General features: G+C 46.4%; 21 protein-coding genes. 13 read left to right on the top strand and 8 right to left on the bottom strand.

The annotated features are described in order from the left end of the window. Positions 1-12: 12 nt before the first annotated feature. Positions 13-234: a hypothetical protein gene (locus LIN78_RS06845; RefSeq protein ID WP_227179858.1), complete on the bottom strand. Its 222-nt coding sequence runs from the start codon at positions 232-234 to the stop codon at positions 13-15. Continuing rightward, the gene (rdgB, locus tag LIN78_RS06840) at positions 231-842 is read right to left on the bottom strand and encodes an RdgB/HAM1 family non-canonical purine NTP pyrophosphatase (protein WP_227179856.1); all 612 of its coding nucleotides are present in this window, start codon (positions 840-842) and stop codon (positions 231-233) included. Before rdgB ends, LIN78_RS06845 begins: the two co-directional genes overlap by 4 nt. A gap of 184 nt (positions 843-1,026) precedes the next feature. Between rdgB and LIN78_RS06835 the strand changes: the two genes are divergently transcribed. The 7 genes from LIN78_RS06835 to LIN78_RS06805 all read left to right on the top strand — a co-directional run bounded on the left by LIN78_RS06835 (position 1,027) and on the right by LIN78_RS06805 (position 8,126). Then, positions 1,027-2,049 carry an AraC family transcriptional regulator gene (locus tag LIN78_RS06835; RefSeq protein ID WP_227179853.1) on the top strand — a complete coding sequence of 341 codons (1,023 nt, stop codon included), beginning with the start codon at positions 1,027-1,029 and terminating at the stop codon, positions 2,047-2,049. Between the two features lie 189 nt (positions 2,050-2,238). Further along, positions 2,239-3,306, top strand: a complete 1,068-nt coding sequence (locus LIN78_RS06830; protein WP_227179851.1) for an ABC transporter ATP-binding protein — start codon at positions 2,239-2,241, stop codon at positions 3,304-3,306. A gap of 2 nt (positions 3,307-3,308) precedes the next feature. Further along, positions 3,309-4,196: an ABC transporter permease gene (locus tag LIN78_RS06825; RefSeq protein ID WP_227179849.1), complete on the top strand. Its 888-nt coding sequence runs from the start codon at positions 3,309-3,311 to the stop codon at positions 4,194-4,196. Beyond that, a complete protein-coding gene (locus LIN78_RS06820; RefSeq protein WP_227179847.1) occupies positions 4,193-4,984 on the top strand; it encodes an ABC transporter permease in 792 nt (263 codons plus the stop codon). The genes LIN78_RS06825 and LIN78_RS06820 overlap by 4 nt, the downstream gene beginning before the upstream one ends. Before the next feature lie 51 nt (positions 4,985-5,035). Continuing rightward, positions 5,036-6,070 carry an extracellular solute-binding protein gene (locus LIN78_RS06815; RefSeq protein WP_227179845.1) on the top strand — a complete coding sequence of 345 codons (1,035 nt, stop codon included), beginning with the start codon at positions 5,036-5,038 and terminating at the stop codon, positions 6,068-6,070. A 148-nt stretch (positions 6,071-6,218) separates the two neighbouring features. Further along, positions 6,219-7,250 carry a histone deacetylase family protein gene (locus LIN78_RS06810; RefSeq protein ID WP_227179842.1) on the top strand — a complete coding sequence of 344 codons (1,032 nt, stop codon included), beginning with the start codon at positions 6,219-6,221 and terminating at the stop codon, positions 7,248-7,250. A gap of 102 nt (positions 7,251-7,352) precedes the next feature. Then, positions 7,353-8,126 (top strand): substrate-binding periplasmic protein, encoded by a 774-nt coding sequence (locus LIN78_RS06805; RefSeq protein ID WP_227179840.1) that lies wholly within the window; start codon positions 7,353-7,355, stop codon positions 8,124-8,126. 78 nt (positions 8,127-8,204) lie between these two features. Here LIN78_RS06805 and LIN78_RS06800 read toward each other — a convergent pair whose 3' ends face one another. Together LIN78_RS06800 and LIN78_RS18330 are read right to left on the bottom strand one after the other, a co-directional pair. After that, the gene (locus LIN78_RS06800) at positions 8,205-9,854 is read right to left on the bottom strand and encodes an electron transfer flavoprotein-ubiquinone oxidoreductase (RefSeq protein ID WP_227179839.1); all 1,650 of its coding nucleotides are present in this window, start codon (positions 9,852-9,854) and stop codon (positions 8,205-8,207) included. A gap of 127 nt (positions 9,855-9,981) precedes the next feature. After that, a complete protein-coding gene (locus LIN78_RS18330) occupies positions 9,982-10,872 on the bottom strand; it encodes a DMT family transporter (protein ID WP_227179838.1) in 891 nt (296 codons plus the stop codon). A gap of 289 nt (positions 10,873-11,161) precedes the next feature. Here LIN78_RS18330 and gcvA point away from each other — a divergent pair, with 289 nt between their 5' ends. The 3 genes from gcvA (at position 11,162) to LIN78_RS06780 (ending at position 13,530) form a co-directional block, all read left to right on the top strand. Then, positions 11,162-12,085, top strand: a complete 924-nt coding sequence (gene gcvA, locus LIN78_RS06790; protein WP_227179837.1) for a transcriptional regulator GcvA — start codon at positions 11,162-11,164, stop codon at positions 12,083-12,085. Positions 12,086-12,167: 82 nt separating this feature from the next. Beyond that, positions 12,168-12,863 (top strand): hypothetical protein, encoded by a 696-nt coding sequence (locus tag LIN78_RS06785; RefSeq protein ID WP_227179835.1) that lies wholly within the window; start codon positions 12,168-12,170, stop codon positions 12,861-12,863. A 76-nt stretch (positions 12,864-12,939) separates the two neighbouring features. Continuing rightward, positions 12,940-13,530, top strand: a complete 591-nt coding sequence (locus LIN78_RS06780) for an SCO family protein (RefSeq protein WP_227179833.1) — start codon at positions 12,940-12,942, stop codon at positions 13,528-13,530. A 75-nt stretch (positions 13,531-13,605) separates the two neighbouring features. Here LIN78_RS06780 and rpoH read toward each other — a convergent pair whose 3' ends face one another. From rpoH to rsmD, 3 genes are all read right to left on the bottom strand, one after another. After that, complete coding sequence (gene rpoH / locus LIN78_RS06775; RefSeq protein WP_227179831.1) at positions 13,606-14,463, bottom strand: RNA polymerase sigma factor RpoH; 858 nt, start codon at positions 14,461-14,463, stop codon at positions 13,606-13,608. Between the two features lie 163 nt (positions 14,464-14,626). Further along, a complete protein-coding gene (locus tag LIN78_RS06770) occupies positions 14,627-14,878 on the bottom strand; it encodes a YfhL family 4Fe-4S dicluster ferredoxin (protein WP_227179829.1) in 252 nt (83 codons plus the stop codon). Positions 14,879-14,946: 68 nt separating this feature from the next. Then, positions 14,947-15,501, bottom strand: a complete 555-nt coding sequence (rsmD, locus tag LIN78_RS06765) for a 16S rRNA (guanine(966)-N(2))-methyltransferase RsmD (protein ID WP_227179827.1) — start codon at positions 15,499-15,501, stop codon at positions 14,947-14,949. Positions 15,502-15,701: 200 nt separating this feature from the next. Here rsmD and ftsY point away from each other — a divergent pair, with 200 nt between their 5' ends. The 3 genes from ftsY to ftsX are packed head-to-tail and all read left to right on the top strand — an operon-like array spanning position 15,702 to position 18,355. Beyond that, a complete protein-coding gene (gene ftsY / locus LIN78_RS06760; protein ID WP_227179825.1) occupies positions 15,702-16,754 on the top strand; it encodes a signal recognition particle-docking protein FtsY in 1,053 nt (350 codons plus the stop codon). Between the two features lie 51 nt (positions 16,755-16,805). Next, positions 16,806-17,459, top strand: a complete 654-nt coding sequence (gene ftsE / locus LIN78_RS06755; protein ID WP_227180242.1) for a cell division ATP-binding protein FtsE — start codon at positions 16,806-16,808, stop codon at positions 17,457-17,459. Beyond that, positions 17,456-18,355 (top strand): permease-like cell division protein FtsX, encoded by a 900-nt coding sequence (ftsX, locus tag LIN78_RS06750; RefSeq protein WP_227179823.1) that lies wholly within the window; start codon positions 17,456-17,458, stop codon positions 18,353-18,355. Before ftsE ends, ftsX begins: the two co-directional genes overlap by 4 nt. Positions 18,356-18,404: 49 nt before the next feature. Here the strand turns inward: ftsX and LIN78_RS06745 are convergent, their stop codons facing one another. Continuing rightward, positions 18,405-19,304: a prenyltransferase gene (locus LIN78_RS06745; RefSeq protein WP_227179821.1), complete on the bottom strand. Its 900-nt coding sequence runs from the start codon at positions 19,302-19,304 to the stop codon at positions 18,405-18,407. Positions 19,305-19,446: the final 142 nt, after the last annotated feature.

The following is a 19,446-nucleotide window of genomic DNA, read 5'->3' as shown; positions in this document are numbered from 1 at the left end:
CTATGGGTTGGCTCACTTGCCGGCTTCCTTGTACGGATTCACTAGACTATCGATCATATCGTGCAGTGCCTGCCTAATTTGGGCTTCCGTACATTCTAGTAGCACTGCGTCTTCTAACGCATCTTGCGCCATCTGACGAAGTTCTTCGATATTTTCATTTAATACTTTAATTTTTTCGACGCAAGAGACGGGGCTACCATCTGAACGACACCAAGTAGGAGGGGTGAAACTCATTTTGTCAGTCCGCTTTCTTTTAGCTTGGTCAGCAATGCCTGAATCGCTTGGCCGCGGTGGGAAATGCTATTTTTTTGCTCTTTTGGTAACGCTGCTGCTGTGCAATTAAATGCGGGCAGATAAAAATGCGGGTCATAGCCAAAACCACCATCGCCACTTGCGATATCTTGCACTACACCATACCAACTGCCATCGACAATCACTGGGCGAGGATCATCCGCATGTAATACCAGTGCCAATACGCAGTAATAGAAAGCAGTGCGGTCTTTGTGTGAGGCTAAATCTGCAATTAATTTTTGATTGTTGCGCTCGTCAGATTTTGGTTCTCCCGCATAGCGTGCAGAAAAAACGCCGGGAGCATTACCCAAGGCTGGCACACAAATACCCGAATCATCTGCTAGCGCAGGTAAACCGGTTAGCTTACTAGCGTGACGCGCCTTTGCGAGTGCATTTTCTAAAAAGGTAATGTGCGGCTCTTCGGCTTCTGGCACATTCAGTGCGCCTTGCGGAATTACCTCAATCTCCATTGGTGCGAGTAGGGCAGAAAACTCGGCAAGTTTTCCTTTGTTATTACTGGCTAACACCAATTTTTGCAGCGTGTGGCTCACGGTGGAATATCCAATCGGTCATTGAATCAAATGAAGTGCTTATTTTACGCCGGTTCCGGATTTGGGGGTAGTTGGCAGTTGTGAGTAACCTAGAATTTTCGTTATGCTGTGTCATATCGTTGCTTCGTCCACCGTGAGGAAGCATTGGGAAGATGCTTGTTATTTAATCATTACAGAGACGCCCATGCCGCTTACCCAAGCCGCACAAATGCCTGCTAATTTACATACCGTTGCGCTGACTGTCTCGCTCATGCAAAAACGAGGACTACAGGTAGACGCATTGCTAAGCGGTAGCGGGATTGCGGTGGATGACTTGCGCCAGCCAGCCATGATGATTAGCCACGCCCAAGAGCTGATCGTCTTTCATAATGCGTATGAGCAAAGTGGAGATGCCTCGATTGGCTTGGAAATTGGCACTGCTATGCATATTTCTAGCTATGGCATGCTGGGGTATTCCATGCTCGTCAGTCCAACTTTGGGCGATTCGATTCAGTGTGCGTTAGATTTTCCGCTGTTGTTAGGTAGTTATTTTGATATTTCACTAGAAACGGATGATCAGTTTGCCTACTTGTGCGCCAAAGGCTACAACTATCGGCCTGATTTGTATTTGATGAATAGTGAGATGTGTCTATCTTCGCTATGGGCCATTATTCGTGATGTGATGTCGGCACCGGTTGTGCCTGTGGCGGTGAAGGTAGCTAACGCGGCACCTAAACATCAATCGCAATACATCAGTGCTTTCGGCGTGGAGGGGACATTTGATACCTCTACTAACGCACTCGTGTTCCCAAAAGAATGGTTAGCACAAGCCTTGCCGCTGGCCGAGCCAGTTAGCTATTTAATGGCAAGGCGGCAATGTGCTCAACTCGCTAGCGAGTGGCAGACAGCCAGTGGTCATGGTGTGGTCGCTAAAGCATTACGCCTCTTACATGCGGAACCTAAGCGATACAACACATTAACCAAATTGGCTGATGGGCTTTGTATGTCAGAGCGAACGCTGCGCCGCCGCTTTGCTGCCGCCAACACCTCTTTCCAAACCTTAATTGATAAAGTTCGGTTTGAATTAGCGCAAGATTATCTTAGCCATACCCGTTTGAGTATCGCTGAAGTAGCTGAAAAATTGGGCTACAGCGAAACGGCAAGTTTTCGTCATGCCTTTCATCGCTGGTCGGGCAAAGTTCCAAGTGAATGGCGAGATTCTAGGTAGCTTTTTTCTGCATCACGCGCGCTCAAATTTTTAATTTGCTAACTAAGTAGTACTACTTAAGAAGTTTTTACGATACATTGGCCGTAATTATCCCCTTGCTGGCCGCTTCCACACTGACACACCAAGCCCTAACTGCTGCAAAAATGACATCTGTTTCGCCGTCACCCCATCACGCGAGGAGAGAGCAAGATGCAGCAGCGGCAAGTCGCTATCCAAATTCAAGCATTATCGATGTGTTTTGGCCAAGGAGATGATCAGGTCAAAGCGCTAGATTCTGTATCGTTAGATATACAAGATAATGAGTTTTTTACGCTTTTAGGCCCTTCTGGCTGTGGTAAAACCACTTTGCTAAGGTTAATTGCGGGCTTTGAGCAACCGACGAGTGGCCACCTTAGTTTATTTGGCAAACGGCTAGAAGGCTCGATGCCATTTGAGCGACCAATTAATACCGTTTTTCAAAGCTATGCTTTATTTCCTCATTTAACCGTGGCCAAAAATATCGCCTTTGGTTTAGAGATGCAAAAAAAGCCAGCCAGCGAAATTGATCGCATTGTGGAAGAAATGCTGGTGCTGGTGAAATTAAAGGGGATGGGTAATCGAAAGCCCAACCAATTATCGGGCGGCCAACAACAGCGCGTAGCATTAGCCAGAGCACTGGCTAATCATCCCAAAGTGCTGTTACTAGATGAGTCGCTTTCCGCACTTGATTTGAAGTTGCGTAAAGAAATGCAGGTAGAACTGAAACGTCTGCAACGTGAAACAGGGATCACCTTTATTTTTGTGACGCACGACCAAGAAGAAGCGCTCACCATGTCAGACCGGATTGCTGTGCTGTCTGGTGGTGTGGTTCAGCAGATTGGTACACCATCAGAAATTTATGATGCACCGGTGAATCGCTTTGTCGCGGATTTTATTGGTGAAACAAACTTTCTGAATGCGGTCGTTGTGGCGGATGGTTTAGATCTAGGAAATGGCCTGGGTACCTTAGCGTTTAATACCAGTGGTTTGACGATGGGTAAACCCGTTACGCTGGCGATTCGTCCAGAGCGCCTTTGCTTTGATGAAAGTGGATTGCCTGGGGTGATCGACAACGTCGTTTATATGGGGACCGATACGGTTTACCACGTCACACTGCCGGGTCAGCCAATGATGCAAGTTCGTCTTCAAAATGACTATGGCGCCAATGCCGCTTACCCAGTTGGGACAAACGTCAGGGTCGGCATTCTTACTGAGTCAATTCGTGTATTGGAGGACTAATCATGCTAAGTCCTGCATTGCGGCGAACAGGTTTACTCGCACCCACCGTGATTACCTTGTTTGTTTTCATGGTGTTACCAATGGGGTTAATGGCATGGATGTCGCTTTTAGAGCCTGATACCTATGGTGGGGTGAAGTGGGGGCATTACTCACTAGAAAGCTATACCCAGTTTTTATATGAAAGAGATTTAGACGATCAGTTGGTGCTTAATACCGATTATATCGGGATTTTTGTTCGCTCTTTCCTTCTTGCTGGTGGCGCAACAATTGCCACCTTACTGATTGGGTTTCCAACCGCGTTATATATCGCGTTAAAAGATGAGAAAGCCCGTAACCGCTGGATTTTGCTCATTTCCATTCCATTTTGGACCAACTTACTTGTCCGCACTTTTGCTTGGATGTTGTTGCTGCGTAATGGAGGCTTGGCAGAGCAGTTTCTTAGCGCGGTGGGGTTAACGCACGAACAATTAAACCTGCTTTACACCCCAACCGCCGTCGCAATTGGTCTGGTGTATTCCTTTTTACCCTTCATGATTTTGCCTATCTATACCAGCCTAGAAAAAATGGATTGGAAATTGGTTGAGGCCGCTTTTGATCTGGGGGCCAATCGTTGGATGGCATTTCGCCGAGTCATCTTGCCCTTAGCGATGCCGGGCATTGTTGCTGGGTGTATGCTGGTGCTGATCCCCGCGCTGGGATCGTACTTTATCCCCGAACTACTCGGCGGTGGCAAAAGCTTGATGATTGGTAACTTGATTCAAAACCAATTTGGCGGGGCGAGAAACTGGCCGTTTGGCGCCGCGCTCTCATTTGCGCTTCTAGCCATGGTGATGTTAGCGATGATGGCCTACAACCTTCGATTCAAACGTGCACCGGGAGCAGGCAAATGATCAGTCAAAGCAATCGTTTGTGGCGTTTCAAAGGGGTTGGCCCAACCGCATGGTTTGCCTTGGTGTACTTGTACCTACCAATCTTAATCTTAATTGTTCTCTCTTTTAACGCAAACAAAGTGGCGACCATTTGGAGTGGATTTTCATTAGATTGGTATGCCCGCGTTTGGGATAACCCCAACATTTTAAGAGCCGCGAAAAACTCGTTTATCGTGGCTACCGGGGCAACGATTGTTTCTACCACCTTTGCCACCATGGCTGCTTTGGCGATGTCTGCAGGTAAATTCCGTGGCCAGTCATTCGTAAATGCCATGTTGGGGTTACCGTTATTAGCGCCAGAGATTGTGACCGCCGTGGCGACTTTGCTGTTCTTCCTCGCCATTGGTTTAGAACTGGGCATGTTGTCCGTCTTGGTGGCACATACGGTATTTTGCATCCCGTTTGCCTATATGCCGATTCGTGCAAGGTTAGAAGGGATGGACCCGCGTTATAAAGAGGCGGCTGCTGATTTGTATGCCACCCCTTGGATTACCTTTTGGCGAATTACTTTTCCGCTATTAATGCCAGGCATTGTGTCGGGTGCCATGTTGGCATTCATTATTTCGCTAGATGATTTTGTGATTACCTTTTTTGTTGCAGGTGCGGGCGCTACAACACTACCCGTGTATATCTTCGGCATGATTCGCATGGGCATCACGCCAGAAGTAAATGCGATTTCCGCCATGATGCTGCTAGTTTCAATCGCTTTTGTTCTGTTGTCTTGGTTGGTGGGTAAAGCTCGCCAGTAGAAAGTCTGTTGATTATCGTTTTTATCGAGTGATTTACTTGAGGAGAGAGAAATGAAACGTCGTGTGATTGCCTTGCTGGTTGGCTCAATGGTGTCGGGTATGGTGCATGCCGGTGGAGAGCTAAACCTCTATAACTGGTCAGATTATATCCCGCTAGACCTACTGAAAAAGTTTGAGAAAGACACCGGTGTCAAAGTGAATCTGGATGTTTATGACAGCAACGAGTCGCTGTTAGCCAAGCTCAAAGCGGGTGCAACCGGTTACGATGTGATCGTTCCTTCAGACTACATGGTGAAAATCATGATTGCTGAAGGGCTGCTGGATAAGGTGGAAGTCAATAAGTTACCTAACTTCAAAAATGTGACAGCGCCACTGAACAAACCATTTTTTGACCCAACCCGTTCTTACAGTGCGCCATATATGTGGGGGGTAACTGGCTTTACTTATGATTCTGCGCGCGTGCCAGGTGGCAAATTGCCTGAAAGCTGGAAATCATTCTTCGAGCCACCAGCAGCGCTAAAAGGCCAAGTGGTGGCATTAAATGACATGAATGACATGTTTGTGGCGGCCTCTCTGTACCTGAAGATTGATCAATGTACCGAAGATCCAAAACAAGCACAGAAGGTCTTAGACGTTCTAATGAAACAAAAACCAATGTTGGCGATGTATAACTCAGACGGCACGATTGAGCGCATGCAAGCCAAAGAGGTGATTATGCATCACCAATGGAATGGTGCCGCTCACCGAACCAAAGAAAAGCTAAAGTCAGCGGTCTTCGTGTATCCGCAAGAAGGTATGCCGTTCTGGAACGATAACTTCGCCATTCCAAAAGGTGCGAAGAACAAAGACAACGCCTTGAAATTCCTGAACTGGATGATGGCACCAGAAAACATTGCACTTGCATCAAACTTTACTGGCTACAACAACGCCATTAAAGGCGCTGATAAATTTATGGATGAATCGCTACGCTCTGACCCAGCGGTGAATACCCCTGCTGCTTATAAGAGCCGATTTGTTCCAAATAAAGTGTGCTCACCAAAAGCGTTGGCACTTCGTGACAAAGTGTGGACGAAACTGAAAAAGTAAGCCACGGAAGATTGGGGGGGGCGAATATAACCGCCTCCCATTTGACGAATACATTCCCTATGAACTTCCTTGAGAAGTGGCATAGGGTCTTTTTTACCCAAAATTTCCGGATCCCCCGGGATAGCATGCCAAATAACAGGAGATACTCGTGCTAACCATTTACAGTGATACACATCGTTTGCATTACGGCCAAGCCGAATTAATGGATGGCAAAATGCAGCCTTGTTTCGAGAAACCAAGTCGTGCAGACATGGTACTCGACCGGGTCAAGGCGGTTGGGCTTGGTGAAGTGCGTGGTCCTGATGAGTTTGGTCAATCTCCGCTACTACGCGTGCATTCCGCTGCTTATGTCGAATTCTTAGAAAATGCTTGGAAAGAGTGGAGTGCACTCGGTCGTTCGCATGATGCATTGCCTCTTGTTTGGCCGGTACGCGGTTTACGTACCGATCGTATCCCGGCAGATATTGATGGCAAATTGGGCTACTTTGCGATGGACGCCGGCGTGCCAATCACGGCGGGTACATGGGAGGCGATTCGTCAAAGTGCTAATGTGGCCATGACCGCCATGCAAGAAGTGGCCAATGGTGCGAAGTCGGCTTTTGCGCTGTGCCGTCCACCAGGCCATCATGCCGCAGCAGATTATATGGGCGGATACTGCTATCTCAATAATGCAGCCATTGCAGCACAAGCCTTGCTTGATCGCGGCGCCAAGAAAGTTGCCATCTTAGATGTGGATTACCACCACGGAAACGGCACGCAAAGTATTTTCTATGATCGTGCAGACGTGATGTTTGTTTCCATTCATGGCGACCCAATGGTGGAGTATCCGCACTTCTTAGGGTTTGCCGATGAATATGGCGCAGGGCCAGGTTTTGGCTTTAATCATAACTATCCTTTGCCTCACGGCGCTGCATGGCCAATGTACGAGCAAGCACTAGCAGACGGTATTCGTAAAATACAAGCTTACGCACCAGATGCGGTGGTGGTGTCGTTGGGGGTAGATACTTTCAAGGATGATCCGATCAGCCAATTCAAACTAGAAAATAGTGATTATCTGACCATGGGTAAGATGATTGCAGAAATTGCTTCTCCAACCCTGTTTGTGATGGAGGGAGGCTACGCAGTTGAAGACATTGGTGTAAATGCTGTCAATGTTTTGCTAGGGTTTGAAGGTAAATAATTTCTATTCTGTTGTATTTTTTGTGACAGAAACATGAATAATGCTTGACCGGACTTCTTGCTATTTTTATCCTCGGTGAAAATTAAAAAAGAAAGGTCAAGCATGCTAAGGTTTGCTTGGAGTTTATTGCTGCTAGCCACGGTTTCTGGGGCGGAAACTGTTTGGGTCGCGGGCACAGAATGGCCGCCATATATGGGGGCTGCATTACCATCACAAGGTGCAGCTGCCGCGGTGGTGACGGAAGCATTTCGATCAGTCGGGGTGGAGGTAAAGTATGATTTTCTACCTTGGCAACGAACAGTCAAAGATGGCTCGCAAAACCGAAAATACATTGGTTACATGCCTGCTTATTATTCAGCAGAGCGTAGCAAAAATGGTTATCTCTCAGACCAAATTGCCTTAAGCCATATTGGTTTTGCAAAAACGACTCATCGCATCATCCAGTGGAAAGATGAACAAGAACTTGCCAACTACAGAGTGGGTTTGGTGAAGGGCTATGTTAACACGCCAGCGTTTGATCGCCGCTTAAATGCGGGAGACCCAAACCTAGACTTAGCGGTTTCAGATGAAAACAATCTGGTAAAACTTGCCGCAGGGCGGATTGATATGGCGTTAATCGATAGGTATGTCTTTGCCTACTACCAACAGTTCTCAAAAGAGCCGGGCGTAAACACGACAAAACTCGAATTCCAAGGACAGATCGTAGAAGAAAAGCCTGTCTATCTGATCTTCCAGAAAAATCCACGTGGGCAACAATATAAAAGAAAATTACATGAAGGAATGCAGCGAATTAATATGCAAAAGACCTTTATGCTCACGATGCAAGCCATTGTTCCTGGCTTTGCCGATTTAGACATTCAAGCTAACAAAAAATAATTGCCAACGCCAACACATAAAAAAGCCTGCAGGTTGGTCACTTGCAGGCTTTTTGTTTTTCAACGAATCAACGTCAGATTACATGTTTGGATAGTTAGGGCCACCACCACCCTCCGGCACTATCCAATTAATATTTTGACTCGGGTCTTTAATATCACAGGTTTTGCAATGCACGCAGTTTTGCGCGTTGATTTGCAATCTAGGTGATTTACCTTCTTCCGCCACAATTTCATATACGCCAGCAGGGCAGTAACGTTGTTCTGGTGCATCGTAAACGGCTAGGTTATGTGCAATCGGCGCATTGCTATCTTTTAAGGTGAGATGGCAAGGCTGATCTTCTTCATGGTTGGTGTTTGAAAGGAACACAGAAGAGAGACGATCAAAAGAAATTTTGCCATCCGGTTTTGGATAGTTAATTCGATCACATTGGCCAGCTGGTTTTAATTTTGCACTATCTGGTTTTGTGTTGTGCAATGTCCAAGGGGCATTGCCACCAAATAATTTCTGGTCCATGCCCGCCAACAAAGTGCCCCACCACAAACCACCTTTACTCATCCATGGTTTGAAGTTACGAGCTTTGTGTAGCTCGTCTGCTAACCAGCTGCTTTCAAAACTACTTGCGTATGCGGTTAGCTCATCTTGGCTGCGTTCGGCAACGAGTGCGTCAAATGCAGCTTCAGCTGCCAGCATGCCACTCTTAATTGCTGCGTGGCTACCCTTAATGCGTGGTACGTTCAAGAAGCCCGCATCGTCACCCACTAGCGCGCCACCAGGGAAGGTTAGTTTTGGCAAGGCTTGAATACCCCCCGTCACGATCGCACGTGCACCATACGCAACGCGACGGCCACCTTCTAAATATTGGCGAATTTCAGGATGTTGCTTTAAGCGTTGGAATTCTTCAAATGGAGATAGGTAAGGGTTGCTGTAACCTAGACCAACGACAATCCCAATGGAAACTTGATTATTTTCTGCATGGTATAAAAAGCTGCCGCCATATGTGTCGGTACTGAGTGGCCAGCCAGCCGTATGAATCGCCAAGCCTTCTTGATGTTTGGCTGGGTCAATGTCCCACAATTCTTTAATACCAATGCTGTAAGACTGTGCGTCCTTGCCTTCGTCTAGACCAAACTGTTTGATCAGTTGTTTGCCTAAATGGCCACGACAGCCTTCTGCAAATAAAGTGTACTTGCCGCGAAGTTCCATTCCTGGGGTGTATTCTGCTTTTTCGCTGCCATCTTTCGCTACACCCATGTCGCCAGTAATTACGCCACGTACAGTCGTGCCTTCGTTATCAAATAGCACTTGCGAAGCAGTAAAACCTGGGAAAATCTCAACGCCAAGGGCTTCAGCCTCTTGTGCTAACCAGCGACAGACGTTACCAAGGCTGACAATATAGTTGCCATCGTTATGCAGCGTAGAAGGAAGCAGCCAATTTGGCGTGCGCATTGATTCTGTTTCGGTTAAGAAGAAAAAACGATCTTCCGTCACCGCGGCATTTAAAGGGGCACCTTTTTCTTTCCAGTCTGGAATCAATTCGGTCAGCGCTTTCGGGTCCATAATGGCGCCAGAAAGAATGTGCGCGCCAATTTCGGAACCCTTTTCTAGTACAACCACCGACAACTCTTGCCCTTTTTCATTGGCAAGTTGTTTTAATCGAATAGCTGCAGACAAACCAGAAGGTCCGCCCCCTACGACAACAACGTCGTAGTCCATATATTCACGTTCCATGCTACGCCTTTCCCGAGTTCACCATGAAGTGAGCCGCAATGATTGCCTACAATTTCTCTAATTGGACGCTATTTTAACCGCAAATGCACGAATCTCGCAGCGGAAATCAAACAGCTTTTATTCAGTATTACTGAATAGTGGCAAGTTTTTCTGCTGGTTTCGCTTTTGCAAGTAAGACAACCGCAACCAAAACAAAGAGCCCGCCTAGCATTTGTTGCTTACTAAACGATTCATTCAAGAAAAGGCTGCCTAGCGCAATGGTCATCACCGGTTCGAAGGTCGACAAAATTGAGGCTTGGCCAGGTCCTGTGTAGCGCATGCCGATAAAAAAGGTAGAAACCGCAAGGACAGTGCCAATCGCGGCTAGTGCAAAAACCGCCGTCCAACCTACCGTGGTTTGTGGCGGTTGAAACCCTGCATTTAGCGATAGCATCGAATTAGTAATGCCTGCCGTTACCAAAATAATCAGCGTGCCCATCATCGAGTCCCCTTTTAAGCGACTGCCCATGACGATATACACTGCATAAGAAACGGCAGCAGAAAGAGACAGCAAAATGCCTAAGGCAGAGCCGTTAATCTGCCCTAAGGTGAGTGCGGTGCCAATAATCGAAATAAAGAGCGGTAGGACTCTATCTTTTGTGAGTTTTTCCCAGCCAAGCACCGCTACGAGTAAAGTGACCATCACAGGGAATGTATAAAGTAATAGCGCAACTAAGCCGCTAGAGGCGTACTTTAGCGCGGTAAAATATGATTGAGCTTGTAAGGTGTATAAAACCGCCCCCATGAACATATAGCCAAATAGATGCTTGCGCGGGGGAAATTTTGCACCACGCCAAATCACAATTGGCAACATAAGAAGTGCCGCAATGCTAAAGCGCAAAATGAGAAGACTAGTAGGAGATGTGCCTGCTTGGTAAGCTAAGTTGGCAAAAAGTGCCATGCTCCCAAAACTGGCGGCTGAAATCAGTATTAAGACAAAACCTAGCCATCGGTTCGATGAACCTTTGTTTGTTTCCACAGTCACCTCTTTGCATTCTTTTTGTCATGAATATCCAGTAAAATGGCGACTTAATGTCTCCAAGCGTCAAACCGCTTAACTGGACGATGATCTTTGCTTTACTACTTAATAGTGATTTGAAAACAGACTAGAGAGAGTGGAGCAGGGGATCGGCAGATTATTCATCTGCCGAACCCTGGAGGAGAGAGTCGAGTTCTTGCAAACTCAAAACGAATTTTAGACACTTGCAATGGTTTCCGCAAACAGATATTTTTGCTTGTGAGGCCAAAAAATTTTAGGGCTTAAATAAATGTCTGCGCTTCCTATTGCCGCGGTAAGAGTGTTTGAAGTGGCTGCTCGCCATGAGAGCTTTCAAAGAGCAGGACAAGAACTATTCTTATCTGCAGGTGCGGTTGCGCATCAAGTGAAGCTCTTGGAAAACTGGTTAGGCGTAAAGTTGTTTTTACGCCAAGCGAGAGGGTTGGTCTTAACACCTGCTGGCAAGCGATACGCAGATAGCATTAGACCGCTTTTGGCTCAGATTGAGACTATATCTAAGGTTGCGCAAAGCAGAGGTAGTGATGATCGGTTGGTGACGGTTTCTGCGACACCAAGTTTAGTCACGCGCTGGCTGATGCCAAGATTAGGGCATTGGCGAGAAAAAGAGCCAGAGGTTGAGTTGAGATTGTTAGCCTCCGTAGCACCCGTAGACTTTCTACGTGATGGTACGGATGTGGCAATCCGTTTGGGCAATGGACCTTACCATGGTTTGATGTCGGATATATTAATGGCCGAAGAATTTTGTGCCGTTTCGAGTCCTTCTTTCCTAAAAAAGTTCAAAAAATTTACACATCCAAAAGATTTATTGGGTGTGCCTTTGTTGCATGATGAATCCGAAAGTCGTATTCCCGATCAGATTGATTGGCACATGTGGATGGCTGAATTAGGGGTAAAAATTCCCGCGACTGTAACTGGACTACGTTTTTCTCATACCTATTTAACGATTGAAGCGGCCATTTCTGGCCAAGGAGTGGCCATTGCGTCGCTTCCGATGGTAGTAGATGATTTAAAGGCGGGTAGATTAGTTCAGGTGCTGCCTCATCGCGTACCGGGTCCATATCAATATCACTTGCTTCGCTTGCCAGATGCAGAGCGGCGCCCCGCGGTGAAGTCATTTTGTGATTGGGCTAGAGCAGAGGCGGCTGAATGTATGATGCATGCAATTCAAATGTAAAAGCAAAGATGTCGCTTATAAAACAAACTGTTAGCTGTCTTCCTCTGTTATAGTCTTTGCAACAATCCATAAGGAGTGCTGAGTGAGAATCGCCCATACTGCATCAGGAATGCCTGCTCAATGGTGGATGACCGCATGGCCTCGACGAGACTTGGTATCAGATTGCAGTGATGAAGAGCGTTTGAGCGATTGGCTAAAGCAAGGTGGCGGGCTAGTTGTGCGGTCGGCGGATGAGCATTGGCTATCTCCTGCGCTACTGAGTGATCGTACTGATGTGATGGTGATCGATTCACGACAAATCTGGTTAGATGATGTGTTAACCGCGGCAAAGTCTTTTCAGTCTGTTGGTGTTTCTTGTCTAGATCAATGTCCGCCAGATGCATTTACGGCAGGCATGCCTTGGGTGTTAGCAGGCGATCATGGGGTCTTTGATCAAGTCGCGAAGGTGGTTCAGCCTTATTTTGAATATCCTGCGCCACTTTGGTTTACCGGTCCGATGGGAAGTGGGCATTACCTCCAGGCGGTGTTTGAGTTGTGCCGTTATCGTACCTTAGTTCAGTGGCAAGCTTGGATGGGGGATATGCAAGCACCTTCGCCTGAACGAATTGCGCTTCTATTTAAACAAGATAGACACTTGTTGTTGCAGTTAGAGGGCTTTTCGAACCATTATTTATCTTGCCTAGGACTTGACGAGGTGCAGCCGGAGCACGGTTTTGCACCGCAATTAGCTAAGTGGTGTGTGACCATGTTGCCTATTTGGTTGGAAGCTATCCCTTGAGTGTGTCAATGTGTCGCAATGATGGTGTTCTTGCCTGCGATACAATGTGCGATCGAATTCATTTTATTGCCTGAATATGCCTATTTTTTCTCTAGCCAGACTGTTGCTTGCATCATTCGCCTTGTTGTTGCTTTCAGCCTGTTCTAATGCGCCAGATTTTAAAGCTACCGATGTCTCTAGTACATCGATGGGTGGTGATTTTCGTTTGTCGGATACTAACGGGCAAATAAAGCAGCTGAAAGATTTTAACGGCAAAGTGACGGTTATCTTCTTTGGATATACGCATTGCCCAGATGTTTGCCCCACTACCTTGGGTGAGTTAAGTCTAGTGGCAAAAAAAATGGGGGCGAGCTTTTCTGGCGTGCAAGTATTGTTTGTTACGGCAGATCCAGAGCGGGATTCTGCGTCTATCTTAAAAGATTATGTGAGGTTGTTTAACCCAAGCTTTATGGCGCTACGCGGGCAAGGTGCCGATTATGAGGCGTTTAAATCGGCTTATAAATTTATTGCCAGTAAACACCAAGAACCGGGTAGTAGCTATTACTCAGTGGATCATTCCGCAGGGTGTTATGTGCTAGATAAGTCGGGCAAGGTGAGATTGTATGTACCGCTAGGTTTTGGTGTGGATAACTGGGTACATGATTTGAATCTGTTGCTGCAAGAATAGTTGGTCAGACGTATAAATGTGAAAAAACCACCAAAGTTGGTGGTTTTTTCTTGTGAAACAGTCTACGCAGTGCATTTAGCTAGCTAGCAGCACCAATTCCTGCTTCATTTTTTGTAGTGCTTTCACTTCAATCTGGCGAATACGCTCTGCTGATACGCCATATTCTGCCGCTAGTTCGTGCAAGGTGGCGCCACTGTCATCACTTAACCAACGAGATTCAACGATGTGTCGGCTACGTGGGTCTAGCTTGTCTAGTGCGCTCATGAGGCCTTCGCCTTGCAAGAGTGCTACGGCTCTATTTTCTAATTGCTTGGTTGGCTCGTTTTCATCGTCAGCCAAATACGCAATCGGAGCAACCGCATCTTCATGATCGGTTTCTAGTGGCTCGATAGAAATGTCTTGCCCATTCAGGCGCATTTCCATTTCTAATACTTCTTCTGGCTTCACCCCAAGTTGTTCAGCAATATCATTTGCTTCTTTTGGGGTTAAAGCAGAAAAGCCAGTTTTCATGCTGCGAAGATTAAAGAATAGCTTGCGTTGCGATTTTGTTGTCGCAACACGAACAAGGCGCCAGTTCTTTAAGATAAATTCGTGGATTTCAGCCTTGATCCAATGAACAGCAAAGGAAAATAGACGCACCCCACGGTTTGGGTCGAAGCGTTTTACCGCTTTCATTAGTCCAATATTACCTTCTTGGATCAGGTCAGCCTGTTGTAGGCCGTAACCAGAGTAGCTGCGAGCAATCGATACCACAACACGCAGGTGAGAAAGCACTAACTGTCTAGCCGCCTCCACGTCATTGTGTTTTTGGAGCTTATCGGCCAGAGAGACTTCTTCTTCCTGGGTCAACATTGGCATCTGATTCACGCTGTGAATATAGCTCTCCAGATTGTTGGCATGTAGCGCAACAGGTAGAGTCGCATTAACGGTCATCAGAACCTCCCTTGATTTTTTTGGTTTCTGCTAAACAATTTGTAGCAGAATAATCTCTATCTGCAAAGTAGTTTAGCACTCTTGTGGTAAGAGTGCTAAACGGATTTTTTGTTCCCACAGATGGAAAATTTCGATAGCAGAGAGGGCAATGAGTGAGGAATTATTACTTACTGCCGTGCATGCGCACGTATTTCGCATGCAATTCTTCTTGCGATTCTTGCTTGCTAGGGTCATGCGGAATACAGTCAACCGGACAAACTTGCTGGCACTGTGGTTCATCATAGTGGCCAACACATTCGGTACATTTTTCAGGATCGATCTGATAAATCTCTTCGCCTTGAGAGATCGCATCATTTGGACATTCTGGTTCACAAACGTCACAGTTGATGCATTCATCAGTAATCATCAAAGACATGGTGTTCTTCCTTCGAATCAAAACAAAAAATTAACCGGAAAAAGAAATTCTTTTTTGGCCTTTCCGGATCAGGCCTCAGATGCGGTGGCAAGTTTTAACAAGGTATAGTGCACTTGTCCCGCCTTGCCTTGGCGGAAAATTTCCCATTCATCAGAAAGTTCAGGCAGTTTGCCGCTTTCTAAATATAAATAACCGTTAGGCTTGAGTACTTGTTTGGCAATTTCCAACACGTCTGCTGCTAAGTTTGCAGCAAATGGCGGGTCGGCAAAAATCACATCAAACTTTTCTCTTAGCGCAGGTAGCTGTCTAAATACATCTCCCTGACGAAATTCAATTTGGCTGGCGCCTAGCTTTTTTGCATTATCCAGTAGTTGGCGGTAGGCGCGTTGATTGAGCTCAAAGCCTAGCACTCTTGCTGCAAAACGTGAGGCAGCTTCAAAGCTGAGTGCACCACTGCCACAAAACATATCTAGGCAGTGCTTGCCATGTAGATCTTGACCTAGCCAGTTAAATAAGGTTTCTTTAACGCGATCACTGGTGGGACGTAAGCCATCTCCATCCGGAAAGGTTAGTTGATGACGGCGCCATTGTCCGCCGATAATCCGGATTTGATTACGCAACATGCTAGATGAATACCACGAATGTCATCGGATTTTGCCAAGAGTTATGGCGAAACTGCCAATCGCTCCGTACAATAGCAACTTATTCAATCATTACCAATCTGAATGAAGGTAATGATGAACTGCCAACCCTATGAAATTAATCAATTAACTTGCCATTATACCCCAATATATGGGGTTGTTGGATGTTGTAGGAACACCGGATGTTCAGTTTTTTTAAAAAAGATAAATCAAAACCAGTAGATTCGCCTGCTAGCGAGTCTAGTGATGTCGTTGAAAATACAACACCTGTTGAAGCAAGTGCGCCGGTTGCCAAGCAAGAAGATGCCGCGCCTAAGCTTGGCTGGGCTGCCCGGTTAAAGCAAGGGCTAACGAAAACACGTCAGCAGTTTACCAAGCAAATCGCTAGTTTATTTGGTGGCGGTCAGATTGATGAAGACCTGTATGAAGAGCTAGAAACTGTCTTGCTTACTTCTGACATGGGTGTAGAGGCGACGACAAGTCTTTTAAAAAATGTAAGGGACAAAGTGACCTTACGTGATTTAAAAGACCCTGCCGCATTAAAAGGTGAACTAAAAGATGCCTTGTGCGAGCTGATTCAGCCACTTGAGCAACCTTTAAACGTGTCTACTCACCATCCTTTTGTCATTATGATGGTTGGCGTTAATGGGGCGGGTAAAACCACTAGTATCGGTAAATTGACGCATTACTTCCAAAGCCAGGGTAAATCTGTCTTGCTAGCCGCGGGGGATACTTTCCGTGCGGCCGCGCGAGAGCAATTGCTTGCATGGGGTGACCGCAATAATGTGACGGTGATTGCGCAAGATGGTGGTGATCCCGCAGCTGTTGCATTTGATGCCATTCATGCGGCGAAAGCACGTGGCATTGACGTGGTACTTGTGGATACCGCTGGCCGTTTACCTACACAGCTACACCTAATGGAAGAAATTAAAAAGGTGAAACGTGTGGTGACGAAGGCAGAGCCAACTGCGCCGCATGAAATTCTATTGGTGTTAGACGCAAATACTGGGCAGAACGCAGTTCAGCAAGTAAAAGCATTTGATGACGCACTAGATTTGTCTGGTTTAATTCTGACGAAACTTGATGGCACGGCAAAAGGTGGTGTTATTGCAGCGATTGCTAAAGTGCGCCCTGTGCCGTTGCGCTTTATTGGCGTAGGTGAAGGCTTAGACGATTTGCGTCCTTTTATCGCAAATGATTTTGTGAATGCACTCTTTGATGAAGAGGGTGTCTGATCATTACTCGTGAACTAACTACGCATAAGTAATGAAGGGATCTTCATGTCGCTGATTAAACTCAGTCAGGTGAATAAACGTTATCCGGATGGGCACCAGGCTTTGCATCAGGTGAGTTTGGATATTGCCGCCGGAGAGATGGTTTTTCTTACAGGTCATTCAGGTGCGGGTAAAAGCACATTACTCAAGATGATGGCCGCGATTGAACGGCCAACATCCGGTAGTGTGCTTGTGGCTGGCCAAAATATGGCATCGCTCAAACCTGTTGCAATCCCTTTTCTACGTAGAAATCTTGGGTTGATTTTCCAGGATCACAAACTGCTTTTTGATCGTTCGGTATTTGATAACGTCATGTTGCCGCTATCTATTATTGGTTATCCGCCAAAAGAGGCGGCAAAACGTGTACGAGCTGCTTTGGATAAAGTGGGGCTGTTAGATCGCGAAAAAGCATTGCCAATTACCTTGTCTGGTGGTGAGCAGCAGCGTCTTTGTATTGCGAGAGCGGTCGTGAATCGCCCGAGTATTTTGTTGGCAGATGAGCCGACTGGGCATTTAGATGCTGAGTATGCAGAAGAAATTATGCAGCTATTTAAAGCGTTTAATCAGGTGGGATCTACCGTCGTGATTTCAACGCATGATGAGGCGATTTTGACGCGATACGGCAATCGCCGCTTACATTTAGATAAAGGGAGACTGGTTGCATGAAGGCATGGTGGTGGGCGCATCAGCAAGCACTCGGGACTAGTATTCGTTCCTTATTTCGTCAGCCATTTGCATTAATGATGACTTTGCTCGTCATTGGTGTGGCATTGGCGATCCCTGCTTTGTTATGGGTATTAATTAGTAATGGTGAAAAAATTGTCGCCAATATGCCGGTGACGCCACAGTTAACCGTTATGTTAAAACCAGAGGTTCGCCTTGCGAATGTGGGGCCGTTAATTGCAGATCTCAAAGCAAGACCTGGTGTGCAGGTGGAAACCGTTGATAGAGATGCCGCTTTTCAAGATTTAATTAAACGTGGGCAATTAGGTGAACTGGGCGATGCATTGCCAGATAACCCACTGCCCGACGCGATTGTGGTGAAGTTTGACGATATCAATGCGCCTGCGCAATTACTACCCGTGTTGCAGCAAAAGCCAGAAGTGGCGGAAGTCATTCACGACGCTGCGTGGGTAGAAAGATTGGCTGCATTTGCCCATTTAGGTCGAACTATTGTGATTTGGATTGGCGGACTGTTAGGTGTTGGCCTTCTGGTGATTATGGCCAATACGGTACGTTTACAAATCTTGCTTCGCAAAGATGAAATTGAAGTTAGCCAATTAATTGGTGCGACTAATCGCTATATTCGTCGACCATTTTTGTATTTTGCGGCATTGCAAGGATTGCTGGGCGGTGCTGTTGCTTGGGGTGTAGTTGAGTTTGCTGTCATTCAATTGCATGAACCCGTGACACAATTGGCCCATTTATACGGAACAGACTTGGCATTGTCTGGCATGCCAGTGCTGGAAGGACTAATTCTGCTAGTTAGCGTGATGCTAATTTCGTGGTTAGGTGCTTGGATTGCGGTTGGTCGGCATTTGAAGGCATTTATGCCGAAGTAAGTATGGATTGAAATGAAGTGTGAAAAAAGCAGGCCATTGGCCTGCTTTTTTATTTGATGCCGTTAATGAGTGAAAAGCTCGCTGCTAATAAGACGGTGCCAATATGGGCGGCGGCAATATTAGCGACGATTAGCGGTTTCATCTCTGCCGTATTCCCTTTTATTTTCCATAAGGTGAGCAAACACCATAGTTGGAGGATGAGTGGCAGTGCGGCAGAAATGGTTAGCCAATTGCCCGATAGTGATGCTATTGCTAGTAGCAGCATAAAGCAGATTTGAATCATTAATAGGTATAACAGCGTTGCTTTTCCTGCCCCCATTCGCACCACCAAGTGATGTTTGCCTGCTTGCTGGTCTGCTTTTCTATCCGGATATTGATTTAAGAATAAAACGGCGGTTGCTTGTAAGCCGTAATATGCTGCCAGACAAAGGTTTGCTGGTGTTGCTGAAGTCGACAGTAAACTAAATCCAAAAGGAATTGCCCCAAATGAGAGAAAGAGGGCAATTTCTCCTAAGCCACGGCTATTTAATTGTAATGGCTTTGCGGAGTAGCCCCAGGCAAGCACCATACCGACTAAGCCGATTCCTACTAATTGCGGTCGCTGACTGCAAATAATTAAGCCAAGCACTGCTGCGACACCAAAGCAGAGGTAGGCGCTGAAGCGTATTTCTTTAATATGCAGCAACTGATCTTGGATGAAGCGACTGCCGCCTGTAAATGGGGTGATTCTTTCTTCGTTTATTCTGTCGGTACCATTTTCTTCGTCTGCCACATCGTTAATTAAATTGGCACCCGCATGCACAAACAATACACACAGAATCGCGAGGGCATTTAACCACCAAACGTAAGTTTGTGACTGACTGGCAATGCCTAATAGCATGCCGACTAGGCTAAGTGAAAAAAATTGTGGACGGGAAGCGAGAAAATGGGTGCTAAGTTTGTTAGGCATAAAGAAAGCCGTTGGGCGAAGTGAATTTGTCAGAATTGTAAGGTATAAAGGGCTTGTTCGTCCTCTGTTGGCTGGAACCATTTTCAATAGGCAAGTATCATAGCTTTCAATGTCGTCGACATCGACTTTGTTCCTGATAAGG

The organism is Leeia speluncae, from assembly GCF_020564625.1.
Classification (GTDB): Bacteria; Pseudomonadota; Gammaproteobacteria; order Burkholderiales; family Leeiaceae; genus Leeia; species Leeia speluncae.
This window is presented reverse-complemented; position numbering and strand designations above follow the sequence as displayed.

Excerpts from the sequence above, each read along its gene's own strand:
- LIN78_RS06825 (WP_227179849.1), top strand. The coding sequence starts at position 3,309 with ATGCTAAGTCCTGCATTGCGGCGAACAGGTTTACTCGCACCCACCGTG.
- gcvA (WP_227179837.1), top strand. The coding sequence starts at position 11,162 with ATGTCTGCGCTTCCTATTGCCGCGGTAAGAGTGTTTGAAGTGGCTGCT.
- LIN78_RS06745 (WP_227179821.1), bottom strand. The coding sequence starts at position 19,304 with ATGCCTAACAAACTTAGCACCCATTTTCTCGCTTCCCGTCCACAATTT.
- LIN78_RS06815 (WP_227179845.1), top strand. The coding sequence starts at position 5,036 with ATGAAACGTCGTGTGATTGCCTTGCTGGTTGGCTCAATGGTGTCGGGT.
- LIN78_RS06830 (WP_227179851.1), top strand. The coding sequence starts at position 2,239 with ATGCAGCAGCGGCAAGTCGCTATCCAAATTCAAGCATTATCGATGTGT.
- rsmD (WP_227179827.1), bottom strand. The coding sequence starts at position 15,501 with ATGTTGCGTAATCAAATCCGGATTATCGGCGGACAATGGCGCCGTCAT.
- LIN78_RS06770 (WP_227179829.1), bottom strand. The coding sequence starts at position 14,878 with ATGTCTTTGATGATTACTGATGAATGCATCAACTGTGACGTTTGTGAA.
- ftsY (WP_227179825.1), top strand. The coding sequence starts at position 15,702 with ATGTTCAGTTTTTTTAAAAAAGATAAATCAAAACCAGTAGATTCGCCT.
- LIN78_RS06805 (WP_227179840.1), top strand. The coding sequence starts at position 7,353 with ATGCTAAGGTTTGCTTGGAGTTTATTGCTGCTAGCCACGGTTTCTGGG.
- LIN78_RS06835 (WP_227179853.1), top strand. The coding sequence starts at position 1,027 with ATGCCGCTTACCCAAGCCGCACAAATGCCTGCTAATTTACATACCGTT.
- LIN78_RS06800 (WP_227179839.1), bottom strand. The coding sequence starts at position 9,854 with ATGGAACGTGAATATATGGACTACGACGTTGTTGTCGTAGGGGGCGGA.
- LIN78_RS06780 (WP_227179833.1), top strand. The coding sequence starts at position 12,940 with ATGCCTATTTTTTCTCTAGCCAGACTGTTGCTTGCATCATTCGCCTTG.
- rpoH (WP_227179831.1), bottom strand. The coding sequence starts at position 14,463 with ATGACCGTTAATGCGACTCTACCTGTTGCGCTACATGCCAACAATCTG.
- LIN78_RS06845 (WP_227179858.1), bottom strand. The coding sequence starts at position 234 with ATGAGTTTCACCCCTCCTACTTGGTGTCGTTCAGATGGTAGCCCCGTC.
- ftsX (WP_227179823.1), top strand. The coding sequence starts at position 17,456 with ATGAAGGCATGGTGGTGGGCGCATCAGCAAGCACTCGGGACTAGTATT.
- LIN78_RS06820 (WP_227179847.1), top strand. The coding sequence starts at position 4,193 with ATGATCAGTCAAAGCAATCGTTTGTGGCGTTTCAAAGGGGTTGGCCCA.